Raw genomic sequence first — 14580 nt, 5'->3', positions numbered from 1 at the left:
CGAAGCAATTCGCAACAGAGCCCCTTCTTACTTTATAATTATTTATTGACTTCATCGAAGTATTTTTTTGCTCCGGGATGAACTTCAATTCCTATACCATCTAGAGCTGTTTCGGCTTTGATGAATTCACCTTTTGCATGACTAATTTTATCTGTATTTCCATATATCGCTTTTGTTATTTTATATACTAAGTCTTCAGAAAGATCTTTGTTTACTGCTAGCATTGCAAGTACTGAAACTGTAGGTGTTTCTCCCTTAATACCATAAGTACCAGCTGGGATTGTATCCTTCGCATAATATGGATATTTCTCGATTAATGCATCTGCTTTTTCATCGCTCACTGAAATAATCGAAACTTTGTTTGTAGCATTTAGCGCTTCTACAGCACCAGTTGGATAACCAGCCGTAATAAATGCAGCATCAATTTGTCCAGACTGAATACCATCTGTTGACTCACCGAAATCTAAACTTTGCGCTTCAATATCCTCCATTGACAAACCATGGATCTCAAGCAATTGCTCTGCATTTGCATAAGTACCTGATCCTGGAGCTCCAACAGAAACCTTTTTCCCCTTAAGATCTTCAAAAGAAGTAATTCCAGAATCCGCTAATGTTACTAATTGAACTGTTTCAGGATATAACGCACCTAGTGCAGAAACAGCATCTGTTTTCTTACCTTCAAACATCATTATTCCTTCAGTACCATAGTAAGCAATATCCGTTTGAACGAAAGCGATATTTCCTTCGCCTTCTTGTAATGCTGTCATATTAGCTGCTGATGCTTGAGATACCTCCGCAGTAGTTTTAACACCTGTTTCCGTAGTGATTAGATCCGCAAAAGTTCCACCTAACGGATAGTAGGTTCCTTGCGTTCCACCAGTTAGCATACTTAAAAATTTAATATCCTCTTTAGTTTTACCTGAATCACTATCAGAAGAATCCTCATCTGTAGAACCACAGGCTGCAAGTATCATTAAAACTAAAATACTTAGTATGCTCAACAACTTTAATTGCCTTCTTTTCATTCCATTTCCTCCCTTTTTATATAAAATCCCCTTGCACTTATTAATATTAACATATAAGTTTATTTAATTGTCAACCTATTTAGTATTTTCAGGTTTTAGAAGCATTGAAAAAAGCATGCATATAATCGTGTTAGGATTACATGCATGCTCTATTTTAAGCTCTACTTATGAGCAACCATCATATGTTGTGTTTTTTACTTTTGAACCAGTTTCGCCTCTAAGTAAATCACCTTCAGTTGCTTCAATAATTTGATTGGTTACATTGTTAGAAATGGAATTAGCTACTAATTGTAGAAGGCTATTTACATCACCTTGGGATTGTTTAAATTCTTGTACAATTGGTAGTCCATCGATTTCTTCTTCGATAGCAGCAATTTTTCCTTCTATTAGGCTAAGTGCTTTTTCTTTCCCTAAATGTTGAAAGTTAACTGCTTGTTTTTGTAAGCTTTTTAGACTTGCTATTTTTTCACGTACCTTAGTATTCTCATTAATTTGTTCTTCTGCACGTTTGAAGAATTCAACTTCCTCCGTATTTGCAATCATTGTTGCTATTTCTTTTGCTTTTTCAATAATATCTTCTCTTGTATATTTAGTTGTAGACATTATACTCCCACCTTTTGCTCGATTATTTCATTTACTAGTTCCCCAGTAAGTGACCATGTTTTTGCTTCTACTATTTTAACCTTAACTAATGTCCCAATGATATCTTTTGGTCCTACAAAATTTACTAGTTTACTTTTGCTCGTATAACCTGCAAGTACGTCAGGATTATTCTTACTTTCACCTTCGACTAAAACTTCCACAATTTGTCCATCATGCTTTTTCATAGCCTCCGCAGACATATCATTCACCAGCTTATTTAATCGCTGAAGTCGTTGTTTTTTCACTTCCATCGGTACGTTATCTACCATTTTTGCAGCTGGTGTACCTTCTCGAGGAGAGTAAATGTACGTGTATGCTATTTCGAATCCTACTTCTTTATACAAAGACATTGTTTCTTCAAATTGTTCCTCTGTTTCATTTGGAAAGCCAACAATTATATCCGTTGTCAATGAGACGTTCGGTATAGCTGCTTTTATCTTTCTAACTAGCTCTAAGTAGTGCTCTCTTGTGTACTTACGAGCCATTATTTTAAGAATATCCGAAGACCCAGATTGAACAGGTAAATGAATGTGGTCGACTAAATTTCCTCCCTTGGCAAGCACTTCGATCAAATGATCATCGAAGTCTCTAGGATGACTAGTCATGAAACGAATACGTGCTACGTCAATTTTCCGAAGATCATCCATTAAATCACCAAATCGATAATTCAAATCTTCAAAGTCTTTTCCGTAAGCATTAACATTTTGACCAAGCAATGTTACTTCTTTGTATCCTTGCGCAGCAAGATGTCTAATTTCTTGAATAATATCTTCCGGACGACGACTACGCTCTTTTCCACGTGTATATGGAACGATACAATATGTACAGAATTTATCGCAGCCGTACATAATGTTGACCCAGGCTTTAATAGAACCTTTACGTACTCGCGGCAGATTTTCTATAACGTCTCCTTCTTTAGACCAAACCTCTACAACCATTTCTTTTGAAAGGTATGCTTCGTTTAATATTTCAGGAAGACGGTGAATATTATGTGTTCCAAAAATCATATCTACTTGATTGTAAGTTTTTAATATTTTTTTTACAACTGATTCTTCTTGGGACATACATCCGCATACACCAATTAGGACATCAGGATTTTTTTGTTTTAAATGCTTAAAGTGACCAAGCTCACCAAATACTTTATTTTCAGCGTTTTCACGAATTGCACAAGTATTAAGTAAAACCACATTGGCATCATCTACAGTATCCGTAGGTTCATAACCTAGTTGCATGAAAATACCTGCCATTACTTCTGTATCATGTTCATTCATTTGACAACCGTATGTGCGTATATAAAATTTTCTGTTTTGACCCATATCTTTAAATTGTTCTGCAATAGCAAAGTCGTTATGGTACTCTATTTCTTCTTTGCCACGTTTTTTCGCATCTTTTAATGATGGTGGAGTATAGACTGCTTGAAAATATTTACTATAATCCTTATCGGATTTTTTATTCAAAGAGCTAGCTTCCTTCACTTGAGTACTTTGTAAACGTGATTCCTCGTTCATAAGAACTCTCCTTTCCTTCATTCGTGAAAAGTACGAATATCCCTACTATTATACTGAATAGTTATGTATTGCCACAAGGCTTTCAGCTTAAAATTGCCTAATTAGACAAATTAAGTGCATATACTTAGTTTATCGGGATTAGTTGGGAGAGGTTATGGGCTATATCTTCATGCTAGAGGGCTAGATGAGAATATTTATGGGCTATACTCTATCATTTATGGACTTGCTTAGTTTTTATGGGCTATAGGCTTGTTATAGGCCATAATCCATTTTTAATGGGCTTTCGTTCGCAGAAAAAAAGCTCATGAACTTTTGACATTCATGAGCCCTGAAACCATTACATAAAGTCTTGAATTAAAGCATTGAATTCCTGTTCACTCATCTTCAAATTTTGATCGACAAGTGGTGTTGGCGCATACCCAGGAACTTGTTCTTGGTATGATGGTGCATTTTCGTCTTGATATATGATACCTGTTACAAGACCTTTTGTTTCCATTACTAATTTCATAGCTTCATCTCTGTTTGTAGAGTCATATCCTTCTACAGCAGAAAGCTTAGTTAAATGCTCTTTAAACCAGTCATACGTATTTACTTTATTGTATGTTACACATGGGCTAAATACATTTATAAACGAGAAGCCTTTGTGATTAATGCCCGCCTCAATAATAGCAGTTAGCTCTTTAATATCAGAAGAAAATCCTTGCGCTACAAATGTTGCTCCGGATGTAAGAGCTAGTTCTAATGGCTGCACGGATGGTTCAATTGCTCCACCAGGAGTTGACTTCGTTTTAAAGCCCTCTGCTGAACGTGGAGACGTTTGCCCTTTTGTTAATCCGTAGATTTGGTTATCCATAACAACATAAGTTATATCTACATTACGACGTATCGAGTGAATGGTATGACCCATACCTATTGCAAAGCCATCTCCATCTCCACCAGAAGCGATAACGTGTAAATCTTTGTTTGCCATTTTTAGGCCCTGAGCTATTGGTAGTGCACGCCCATGAATGCCATGAAAACCGTATGAGTGAATATATCCAGAAATACGTCCAGAACAACCGATACCAGAAATTACAGCTAAATCATGTGGTTGAATGCCAACATTTGCAGCAGCACGTTGAATCGCTGCCTGCACTGAGAAGTCACCACATCCTGGACACCAGTTAGGTTTTACGTTATTACGAAAATCTTTAAATGTTACCATCTGTTAGCAACTCCTTTACTTGTTTTGCAAGCTGTAATGGTAAAAATGGTGTGCCATCATATTTTGTGACACTCACCAATTTATCATGACCACCGACATTCATTTTGATGATATTTGCTAATTGTCCAGTTGCATTGTTTTCCACTACTACCACTTTTTTTGCTTTCGCAACTAGTGATTGCATTTCCGTCACTGGGAATGGGTGGATTAAGCGAATATGCGCATGATTTACTTTAACATCACTTTCAATAAGTGTTTGTTGTAATTCTTCCAACACACCTCTAGTAGAGTTGAAACCAACAAATAGTATATCAGCCTCTTCATATGGTGCGTTTACATATACAGGCTCTTTGAAGTTAATATGATTAAGCTTTCCTAAACGTTTGTCCATTTGAGCCTTACGATTTGTAGCTGCCTCCGATGGTTTACCTGTTTCATCATGCTCTACACCAGTTACATGATGAATCGCATGCTGTGTGCCTGGTAAGACACGTGGTGATACCCCATCTTCAGTCAGTTCATAGCGTTTGAAGTACGATTTATCTTCCGTTACCGGTATTTCTTCATTCTCCACTAATTTTCCACGACGAATTTCAACCTTCGAATAATCAAATGGCTCCACTGTTTGTTTACCAAGTGATAGTTGTAAATCAGATAAGATTATTACGGGAAGTTGCAATTCTTCTGCAATATTGAATGCTTGAATAGTATCGTAGAAAGCTTCTTCTCCAGTACTTGGTGCAATAACCACTTTTGGAATTTCGCCATGTGTTCCATAAATCATTTGCATTAAGTCGGATTGTTCCTGTTTAGTTGGTAAACCTGTTGAAGGTCCACCACGCTGTGTATCCACGATGACAAGTGGTTGTTCAGTCATACCAGAAAGTCCGATTGCTTCCATCATGAGCGACAGTCCTGGACCCGCTGATGCAGTAAATGCACGAACACCTCCATAGTTTGAACCAATCGCCATTGTAGCGGCAGCAATTTCATCTTCTGTTTGAATAACTGCACCACCAAAGAGTGGTAGTTTTTTAATCATATATTCCATAATTTCTGAGGCAGGTGTGATTGGATATGCTGCCATAAAACGAACACCTGCAGCTAATGCCCCAAATGCAATTGCATCGTTTCCAATCATGAACATACGGTGTTTTCCATCCGCAGGAGCAATTTCCCATTCTCCTAGACGATCTCCGAGCTGCTCCGCCATTGTATCAAAACCTTGTTGAATAGCTTGCATGTTTTTTTCTACTACTTCTTGTCCTTTTTTACCGAATATTTCATCTACCACACCTTGGAATACTGCTTTGTCTAAGTTAAGTAATGCTGCACTGGCGCCAATTGCTACCATGTTTTTCATAAGAGATGTCCCAAGTTCTGCAGCTATCTCTGTGAAAGGGACGATATACATTGGGGCCTTACAGTCTTCAGGTGCCACTGGTGAGAATTTTGCATCTGCTAAAACAATGCTTTTTTCCGTTAACTCTTTGTAATTTACATCAATTGTTTCTTGATCAAATGCTACTAAAATATCTAAATCATCTGGTATTGTACGAACTTGTGTTGGGCGTACACAGATTTTATTGTTTGTATGGCCACCTTTAATACGTGAAGAGAAATGACGGTATCCGTATAGATAGTATCCAAGGCGATTCATCGCCATTGAGAATATTTCTCCTGTACTCTCAATTCCCTCTCCTTGCTGCCCTCCTACTTTCCAAGAAAGCTGTTGCAACATATAAACATCTCCTTACTATTCGATTAAATACTAATTTCCTTCATAAGTTTATCATGAAGTTTAAGTTATCACTATGTATTCTCTATATTTTTATAGAAATTCAGACCTTTGACGGAAGCTTATCGTCACATTTTATTCGAATAGTTTGGAGTGAAATGCGGCGAGGAGGCTGAAGCTAATCCAACTGAAATCATTTCGCTATTATCAGTGCTCACCAGACCTCTTACAAAAGAGAGGTCGCTACTCTATGAGCAGCGACCTCTCGTCTATTTTGATCTTTTTTCAACAAGTAACTTTAAAGCTGTTCGATCTTCACCTGAAATGACAATATCGGTGAAGGCAGGAGAACAAGTTAAGTCTGTTCCACTTGGAGCTACAAATCCTCTGGCAATTGCTATCGCTTTGATAGCCTGGTTTAATGCTCCTGCTCCTACTGCTTGCATCTCTGCATACCCTTGTTCTCTTATTACTGCAACTAATGCCCCAGCAACTGAATTTGGGTTTGAACGGGAAGATACTTTTAAAGAATCCACTATCATTTCTCCTTTTGTCGCTATATTATGAACTTGCTTCTGGTCCATAACCTAACGTATGCGCAGGAGTAATCTTTTAGACTTTTTAACCTTTAAATGGGTAATCCTCATTTATATAAATTCTTTCCTGGTGTATCGCTTTTCCAGTAGTATTGTCCACTTCTACGAAGAAACCACTGAGCACAGAACGACCTTCCTTCGGTACCTCGAATCGCGTTGGCATATTTGTTTGAAAGCGGTAAAGTACATCCTCTTTTTTCATACCCAAAACTCCATCATAAGGACCTGTCATTCCCACGTCTGTAATATATGCGGTACCTCCAGGTAAAATACGAGAATCTGCAGTTTGAACATGTGTATGTGTTCCTACAACAACAGAAGCTTTTCCATCTAAATGCCAACCAAATGCAATTTTTTCACTTGTCGCTTCGGCATGGAAGTCTACAAAGACAATCGGTGATAGCTTTTGGGCTTCTGACACCATCTCTGTTGCCATTTTAAAAGGATCATCATGTGGTGGTAGAAACGTTCTACCATGCATATTAATCACTGATATGGTATGACCATTTTTAGAAATGGATGTCATTCCTTTACCAGGTGCGTCTTCTGAAAAATTGGCAGGTCGTATTAAGTAGTCTGTGTCATCGATAAAATCCATGATTTCTTTTTGATCCCAAGTATGGTTACCCATTGTCACCACATCTACTCCCATATGGAGCAATGACTGGAAAATACTTTTTGTAATCCCGCGTCCTGCCGCTGCGTTTTCTCCATTTGCAATGACTACATCTACATCGTATTTTCTTCTCAGTCTTGGTAGATAATCCTCTAACGTGTCTCGTCCCATTGAACCAACGATATCACCTATAAATAATATTCTCATTACTACATCAATTCCTTTCACGAAAAAAAGGCTTCATTTCGAAGCCTTTTTGTTAATACTACCATAAAGCATTCACATCTATACTAGATGTTATTTTGCATATTCTACTGCTCTAGTTTCTCTAATAACAGTCACTTTTATATGACCAGGATAATCTAACTCTTCTTCAATTCGTTTACGGATATCTCTTGCCAAACGATGAGCAGTTAAGTCATCAATTTGATCTGGACGAACCATAATACGAATTTCTCGACCAGCTTGAATAGCGAATGATTTTTCTACACCTTCATAGGATTCAGAAATTTCCTCTAATTTCTCCAAGCGACGAATGTAGTTTTCTAATGTTTCACTTCTTGCACCAGGTCGTGCTGCAGATAATGCATCGGCAGCTGCCACTAATACAGCAATAACGGAAGTAGCTTCTGTATCCCCATGATGGGAAGCAATACTATTAATAACTACTGGATGTTCTTTGTATTTTGTTGCTAGCTCGACACCGATTTCTACGTGGCTACCTTCCACTTCATGGTCAATTGCTTTCCCAATGTCATGTAGCAACCCTGCACGTCTTGCAAGTGTTACATCTTCACCAAGCTCTGCTGCCAACAACCCTGACAAGTAGGCAACTTCTGTGGAGTGTTTTAATACATTTTGGCCATAACTTGTACGATAACGAAGTCTACCTAGAATTTTCATAAGATCTGGATGTAAATTATGAATCCCCATATCGAAAGTAGTTTGTTCTCCAATTTCACGAATTTGTTCATCTACTTCTCTTCTAGACTTTTCTACCATTTCTTCGATTCGCGCCGGATGAATTCGTCCATCCTGTACCAGTTTTTCAAGTGCTAAACGAGCTGTTTCTCTTCGAATTGGATCAAAGCCTGAAAGAATTACTGCTTCTGGTGTATCGTCAATAATTAAATCGATACCAGTTAACGTTTCAAGTGTTCGAATGTTTCGACCTTCACGTCCTATAATGCGACCTTTCATCTCATCATTCGGCAGATTCACTACAGAAACCGTTGTTTCAGCAACATGGTCTGCAGCAAAACGTTGTAACGCAAGGGAAAGAATCTCTCGAGATTTTTTATCGGATTCTTCTTTAGCTCTAGTCTCCGATTCCTTTGTCATCACAGCAATATCCGTAGTAAGCTCATTCTCTACTTCCTGAAGAATTATTGACTTCGCTTCTTCACGGGTTAAAGTAGAAATTCTTTCTAGTTCTGTTTGTTGCTCTTTAACTAGTTCATCCACTTTGCGTTCTTTTTGTTCGATATGCTGTTGTCTTTCAGTTAGAGCATCATCTTTACGCTCAAGACTTACTTCTCTCTTGTTTAGAGCATCATCTTTACGATCAAGGTTCTCTTCTCTTTGTACTAACCGATTTTCCTGTTTTTGCAGTTCCATACGGCGTTCACGGATGTCAGATTCTGCTTCATTTCGTAATTGGTGAGCTTCATCTTTGGCTTCTAAAAGTGCTTCTTTCTTCAACGCTTCCGCTTCTCGCTTTGCTTCATCTATGAGATTAGCTGAAGATTGTTTTGCACCAGTCACTTTTGAATCGTTCACGTTTTTTAGATAAATATAACCAACAACGGCACCGACAATCAGACCAAGCAAAGCGGAGATGATAATTTCTGTCATTCGAACACCCCCTAATGCTATACTTTTTAGTTTCAGTCGGCACGTATATACAAAACCATATACGTAATGCCTATAATCATTTAATAATAAAGAAATTATACAATTTTAATTGTATAGATGTAGAAATACTCTGTCAAGGAAGGGAGGTATAATATATATAAAGTAGGACAAAATAGATAGATGTTTGTGCAAAATTCCATTCAAATGAATTTAAACACAAGCTTTTATAAGATCAAAACTTGTTTCTATCCTTTTAGAGGTGCTTAAATAAGCCATTTTCTATTTGATAATGTTACTAATTTTAAAGCCCGAGATGAATGACAAGTCATTTGAAACGGAAATTATAACAGGATTATTATTTATCCAGAAGGAACTAGTCTACAACATACAATTTATATGTTTTCAAAAAAAGTCTCTCAAATGAATGAGAGACTTTCTTTCTTGTTATTACTTATCCTCTAATAATAATTCAAATTCTTCGTCTTCGTCCTCTTCAATGTCATGTGCACCAATCGTTAAAGACCCTGCTGCCATTCCAAGAGATTCACGGATTTTACCTGTAATTTCTGCTTTAATAGCAGGATTCTCTTTTAAATATTGTTTTGCATTTTCTCTACCTTGTCCTATACGCTCCTCATTGTACGCATACCAAGAACCACTTTTTTGAATAATGTCATATTCAGAACCAATATCAACTACTTCTCCTTCTTGAGAAATTCCTTCACCATACATAATATCTACTTCCGCAGTTCTAAATGGTGGAGCAACTTTGTTCTTCACTACTTTAATTTTTGTTTTATTACCCATAATATCTGTACCATGCTTGATTGCTTCTGCCCGTCTTACTTCTAAACGCACAGAACTATAGAATTTAAGCGCACGACCACCTGTTGTAGTTTCCGGATTTCCGAACATTACTCCAATTTTTTCACGAACTTGGTTGATGAAAATAGCGATTGTGTTCGATTTACTAATAACACCAGAAAGTTTACGTAATGCTTGAGACATTAGTCGAGCTTGAAGACCCATATGAGAATCTCCCATCTCTCCTTCAATTTCAGCTTTAGGTACTAAAGCTGCTACAGAGTCAATTACTAGTATTTCAATTGCACCACTACGTACTAGTGCTTCTGCAATTTCAAGTGCCTGCTCCCCTGTATCCGGTTGAGATAAAAGTAATTCATCAATATTTACACCTAGTTTTTGTGCGTAAACTGGATCTAATGCATGCTCAGCATCGATGAATGCAGCTTGCCCACCAGTTTTTTGTATTTCTGCAATTGCGTGCAGTGCTACTGTAGTTTTACCTGAACTCTCTGGGCCGTATATTTCAATAATACGTCCTCTTGGATATCCACCTATTCCTAATGCAGCATCCAATGCTAAAGAACCACTTGAAGAAGTAGAAATTTCAAGATTTGTCTTTTCTCCTAATCTCATAACAGAACCTTTACCGAATTGTTTCTCTATTTGTTTTAACGCCATATCTAATGCTGCTTTGCGATCATTATTAGCCAATTAATTTCCTCCTAAAAGAAATGATGATGTTTTTTATTTCTATTCTTACTATACTCGGTCTTTGAGAAATTTACAAGAAAAAAGCGAACGTTCATTCGTTTATTTTTTGCATCTATTTAATTTTGAGTATGAAAAACGACTCAAAATTGAATTTTGGGCCGTTTTATTGATCTAAATTAAATTTTCGATAATGTTTGCTCACGCAGTAGTCTTATTAGATAATAGATTGTAAATTTCACTGTTCTAATTCTGTTCGTGTTTCGTAAACCTGAAAGATTGAGCTTATAGGTCACTGGCTTCGAATCCCCTAATGCAATTCCAATCCAAATCGTGCCAGCAGGTTGCCCTCCATGACCATCAGGACCAGCAGCTCCAGTAATACCTACACCTATATCGGTTTGAAATTTTTCTTTTACTTTAAGTGCCATTTGCTCTGCACATTCACTTGAAACAACGCTATATTTCTCAATAATAGCAGCATCTACACCTAGTTGGTTTATCTTCACGTCTTCTGTATAAGTGATCATCCCACCAACCAATGCTTCTCCCATTCCCGGCACTGCAGCAAGTTCTGATTGGAAAAGTCCTGCTGTCATGCTTTCAGCTGCTGAAATAGTCAAGTCATTTTCGATAAGTATTTCTCTAAGTTTCGAAGGTAAAGAGTCATTATTATATCCATAAACAAATTTACCAACTCTGTTTAAAATTTCAGCTTGTAATGCTTCAATCTTTTTCCAAGCCTCATCCTCCGAATTACTCTTTGCTGTTAATCGAAGAGTAACCTCTCCATCAGAAGCAAGGGGTGCAAGTGTGGGATTTGTTTGGTTATCTAGGAGATCTTGGACTTCTGTTTCTAGCTCGGCTTCCCCTATTCCATAGAACCGAATAACATGGGACATAATAACATTTTCATCTAAAAGAAGCTTCGGTAATAGTGGCTTCGCTTCAAATTGGAACATAGGCTCCATCTCTTTTGGTGGACCAGGAAGAAGCATATATGAATGACTATCGGTAGTTAGTAACATACCAGGTGCCATACCATGTTTGTTTTCTAATACGGTGCTTCCTTCTAAAACAAGTGCTTGTTTTTTGTTGTTTTCTGTCATATTGCGACCCATACGCTTAAAGAAATCCTCAATATACATGATTGCATGATTATCTAGCACTAAGTTCATTCCCAAATGCTTGGCAATAGTTTCTTTTGTTAAATCATCTTTTGTAGGACCTAACCCACCTGTGAATATGATTAAATCCGCACGTTTTTCTGCTATTTGGATGGATTCTACCAACCTATCCGCATTGTCTCCTACTACCGTATGATAGTATACGTCCAACCCAATCTCTGCTAGCTGAGTAGATATAAAGCGGGCATTTGTATTAGAAATCTGACCTAGTAATAATTCAGAACCTACTGCAATAATTTCTGCTTTCATAAAGTACTTCCTTCCTACTTAGAATCTAGTAACACTTTGCGATTCAAATAAAAGTAATCCCATCCAGACCATACAGTAAAGAATAAACACACGTAAAGCATGATCATATCAAAAGGAATATGGAACATTTCAAAGAATATATTACCCAATAATAGGGAAGAAATCGCAACTATTTGAGTCCACATTTTTATTTTGCCTAGTTGATTGGCTGCGACTACCTCGCCTTCATTCGCTAATATTAATCGAAGGCCAGTTACTGCAAACTCACGGCTAATAATTAATATAACTACCCATGACGGTGCCATTCCAAACTCAACTAAAATGATTAGAGCTGCAGAAACTAATAATTTGTCTGCGAGAGGGTCAAGAAATTTCCCCATATTGGTAACTAAGTTATACTTTCTCGCATAGTAACCATCTATAAAATCAGTAATAGAAGCAATTATAAAGATAATTGCACCTACTAAATGTCCAACTGGAATTGTTGCTCCCAGTAGTGTAATATCTCCCCAATTGAAGTCTATAAGCATAAAAAACATAAAAATTGGGATTAAAAATATACGGAACAAAGAGATTTGATTTGGTATATTCATTTTCATAAAAAATAACTCCTTTCAATATCAAATAAAATAGCCATCATAAAGATGACTATTTGTTGAACTGTATTACTGCATTTTGAGTAATTTCTGCACTTTTAAACTCTACAACTTCATCATTTATTGTAACAATATTTCCTGGAGCGTGTCCAAGACGTATACGTATTTTCGATAATGCACTTGCATCAAATTCGTACGTTTCTCCAGCCTTTACAGATTGATCCGCAATAATTTTGTCGTTTTCATCCCTAATATTCAACCATGTAGTATTTACTGCAACCAATTTTACTAAATAGGTTTCCGCACCGGTTAAATTATAATTTGAAGTTACCCCTTGTAAATCGACGAAACTTAGCTGTTGTGTAGGTTTTGGTTCTTCTTCTTCTTCTTCTACCTCTTCAACTGTTTCTTCTTCCTTAGGCTCTTCCTTATCAGCAGGTTGTATATTTTCATTGTCCTCAAATGTTGGCTTGTTCTCTTGTGTTAGCTCATCACTTGTTACAGTATCTTCCGGCTCATCCGCCCTGTTTTGGAATAAAAACCACGACATTATGATAATTGCGATAACAAAGACTACTACCATAATCATTGGGAAAATCTCCATGATCTTACTAGATGATCGGCCTCCTAATGCTCTTCTAGAAGGAGTTGTAGGAATACTCTTCGTTACATCCTCGTTGGATGGCGAAGGAATCTCCGATTTATACGTTTCTAATAATTCGTCTCCATTTAATCCAACTGCCTCTGCATATTGTTTAATAAATGCACGAACATAAAATGCACCTGGCATACTTGCATAATTTCCTTCTTCAATACCTGCCAAGTACCGTTTTTGAATTTTTGTTATTTCTTGCAAATCCTCAATACTATAACCTTTTGCTGTTCTCGCTTCTTTTAAGCGAGCCCCAAGTTCAGTCAACTAAAACACCTGCCCGTTAAAAATTGAATCCACCAAATCCGCCAAAGCCAGTCATTCCTTTGTCAGACATTCCGTGGTTTTTTTCCATCATTTCATATGTGATTTGTTCGTCAGGAGTGTGACGAAGCTCGATAATATAATCAAAATCATCAATAGAATACTCCGAATGTTGGATGAACATATCCGGATGTTCAACAACTTTGATTGTTGGCATCCGCATCATTTCCCTGACTAATTGGAGATGCTTTTCATCGTTTGATTTTCTCGTTACAATTCCATCTAATATAAAAATATTACGATCGCTAAACTCATCCCCTGCCAATTGGTTTCTAATCGTTTGCTTAATCATTGTAGAAGACAAGAATATCCACTTTTTATTTGCACATACACTTGCTGCGACGACCGATTCCGTTTTCCCTACTCTCGGCATACCTCTAATCCCAATTAGTTTATGCCCTTCTTGCTTAAAGATTTCAGCCATGAAATCTACTAAGAGCCCTAGTTCATTACGCACAAATCTAAAGGTTTTTTTATCGTCTGCGTCACGCTGAATATACCGGCCATGACGAACCGCAAGTCGATCTCTGAGTTTGGGTTCCCTGAATTTAGTCAACTGAATCGTTTCCATAGTAGAAATAATATGTTCAAAACGTTCAATATTTTCTTTTTTCTCTGCTTTTATAAGCATACCCCGTCTGCCTTCATCTACACCATTGATCGTTACAATATTAACTCGAAGCATACCAAGTAAAGAAGAAATGTCACCTAAAAGTCCCGGACGATTAACTTGAATTTCATATTCAAAAAACCATTCACTAGCCATGTTATATCTTTCCCTTCTCTGTAGATGACGTTTCACTTCATGATTAGTTCTATCATATATGATTTTGTAGTCGAATAAAAGAAAAAAAGAAAAGAGACTGTAATACTC

The 14580-nt window shown here is 37.1% G+C and carries 13 protein-coding genes; all 13 read right to left on the bottom strand.

The window, feature by feature from the left end:
• Positions 1-38: 38 nt before the first annotated feature.
• Complete coding sequence (locus MHI47_RS06400) at positions 39-1025, bottom strand: TAXI family TRAP transporter solute-binding subunit (RefSeq protein ID WP_093535015.1); 987 nt, start codon at positions 1023-1025, stop codon at positions 39-41.
• A gap of 165 nt (positions 1026-1190) precedes the next feature.
• Positions 1191-1628 (bottom strand): RicAFT regulatory complex protein RicA family protein, encoded by a 438-nt coding sequence (locus MHI47_RS06395; protein ID WP_093535017.1) that lies wholly within the window; start codon positions 1626-1628, stop codon positions 1191-1193.
• Positions 1628-3175, bottom strand: coding sequence for a tRNA (N6-isopentenyl adenosine(37)-C2)-methylthiotransferase MiaB (miaB, locus tag MHI47_RS06390; protein WP_340830080.1), 1548 nt, complete (start codon positions 3173-3175; stop codon positions 1628-1630). The genes MHI47_RS06395 and miaB overlap by 1 nt, the downstream gene beginning before the upstream one ends.
• A gap of 337 nt (positions 3176-3512) precedes the next feature.
• Positions 3513-4379, bottom strand: a complete 867-nt coding sequence (locus MHI47_RS06385; protein ID WP_093535021.1) for a 2-oxoacid:ferredoxin oxidoreductase subunit beta — start codon at positions 4377-4379, stop codon at positions 3513-3515.
• Positions 4366-6120 carry a 2-oxoacid:acceptor oxidoreductase subunit alpha gene (locus MHI47_RS06380; RefSeq protein ID WP_093535023.1) on the bottom strand — a complete coding sequence of 585 codons (1755 nt, stop codon included), beginning with the start codon at positions 6118-6120 and terminating at the stop codon, positions 4366-4368. The genes MHI47_RS06385 and MHI47_RS06380 overlap by 14 nt, the downstream gene beginning before the upstream one ends.
• A 266-nt stretch (positions 6121-6386) precedes the next feature.
• Positions 6387-6653 carry a stage V sporulation protein S gene (locus tag MHI47_RS06375; protein ID WP_093535025.1) on the bottom strand — a complete coding sequence of 89 codons (267 nt, stop codon included), beginning with the start codon at positions 6651-6653 and terminating at the stop codon, positions 6387-6389.
• An 85-nt stretch (positions 6654-6738) separates the two neighbouring features.
• On the bottom strand, positions 6739-7536 hold the full coding sequence (locus MHI47_RS06370) for a TIGR00282 family metallophosphoesterase (protein ID WP_340830077.1): 798 nt from the start codon (positions 7534-7536) through the stop codon (positions 6739-6741).
• A 90-nt stretch (positions 7537-7626) separates the two neighbouring features.
• Complete coding sequence (gene rny, locus MHI47_RS06365) at positions 7627-9183, bottom strand: ribonuclease Y (RefSeq protein WP_093535027.1); 1557 nt, start codon at positions 9181-9183, stop codon at positions 7627-7629.
• Positions 9184-9630: 447 nt separating this feature from the next.
• Positions 9631-10701 (bottom strand): recombinase RecA, encoded by a 1071-nt coding sequence (gene recA, locus MHI47_RS06360; RefSeq protein WP_340761964.1) that lies wholly within the window; start codon positions 10699-10701, stop codon positions 9631-9633.
• Positions 10702-10877: 176 nt separating this feature from the next.
• Positions 10878-12134, bottom strand: a complete 1257-nt coding sequence (locus tag MHI47_RS06355) for a competence/damage-inducible protein A (RefSeq protein WP_340830076.1) — start codon at positions 12132-12134, stop codon at positions 10878-10880.
• A 14-nt stretch (positions 12135-12148) separates the two neighbouring features.
• Positions 12149-12727: a CDP-diacylglycerol--glycerol-3-phosphate 3-phosphatidyltransferase gene (gene pgsA, locus MHI47_RS06350; RefSeq protein ID WP_093535721.1), complete on the bottom strand. Its 579-nt coding sequence runs from the start codon at positions 12725-12727 to the stop codon at positions 12149-12151.
• 55 nt (positions 12728-12782) lie between these two features.
• Positions 12783-13649, bottom strand: a complete 867-nt coding sequence (locus MHI47_RS06345) for a helix-turn-helix domain-containing protein (RefSeq protein ID WP_340830075.1) — start codon at positions 13647-13649, stop codon at positions 12783-12785.
• A gap of 16 nt (positions 13650-13665) precedes the next feature.
• The gene (locus MHI47_RS06340) at positions 13666-14472 is read right to left on the bottom strand and encodes a DUF3388 domain-containing protein (protein WP_093535033.1); all 807 of its coding nucleotides are present in this window, start codon (positions 14470-14472) and stop codon (positions 13666-13668) included.
• Positions 14473-14580 lie beyond the last annotated feature (108 nt).

The sequence above is a fragment of the Psychrobacillus sp. FSL H8-0487 genome (assembly GCF_038008385.1).
Lineage (GTDB): Bacteria > Bacillota > Bacilli > Bacillales_A > Planococcaceae > Psychrobacillus > Psychrobacillus psychrotolerans.
Note: the sequence above shows the minus strand (reverse complement) of the source record. Positions and strands in the feature narration are given on the sequence as shown.

Coding starts and splice junctions, on each gene's coding strand:
- MHI47_RS06340 (WP_093535033.1), bottom strand. CDS start 14,472: ATGGCTAGTGAATGGTTTTTTGAATATGAAATTCAAGTTAATCGTCCG.
- pgsA (WP_093535721.1), bottom strand. CDS start 12,727: ATGAATATACCAAATCAAATCTCTTTGTTCCGTATATTTTTAATCCCA.
- miaB (WP_340830080.1), bottom strand. CDS start 3,175: ATGAACGAGGAATCACGTTTACAAAGTACTCAAGTGAAGGAAGCTAGC.
- MHI47_RS06370 (WP_340830077.1), bottom strand. CDS start 7,536: ATGAGAATATTATTTATAGGTGATATCGTTGGTTCAATGGGACGAGAC.
- MHI47_RS06380 (WP_093535023.1), bottom strand. CDS start 6,120: ATGTTGCAACAGCTTTCTTGGAAAGTAGGAGGGCAGCAAGGAGAGGGA.
- MHI47_RS06400 (WP_093535015.1), bottom strand. CDS start 1,025: ATGAAAAGAAGGCAATTAAAGTTGTTGAGCATACTAAGTATTTTAGTT.
- MHI47_RS06355 (WP_340830076.1), bottom strand. CDS start 12,134: ATGAAAGCAGAAATTATTGCAGTAGGTTCTGAATTATTACTAGGTCAG.
- MHI47_RS06395 (WP_093535017.1), bottom strand. CDS start 1,628: ATGTCTACAACTAAATATACAAGAGAAGATATTATTGAAAAAGCAAAA.
- rny (WP_093535027.1), bottom strand. CDS start 9,183: ATGACAGAAATTATCATCTCCGCTTTGCTTGGTCTGATTGTCGGTGCC.
- MHI47_RS06385 (WP_093535021.1), bottom strand. CDS start 4,379: ATGGTAACATTTAAAGATTTTCGTAATAACGTAAAACCTAACTGGTGT.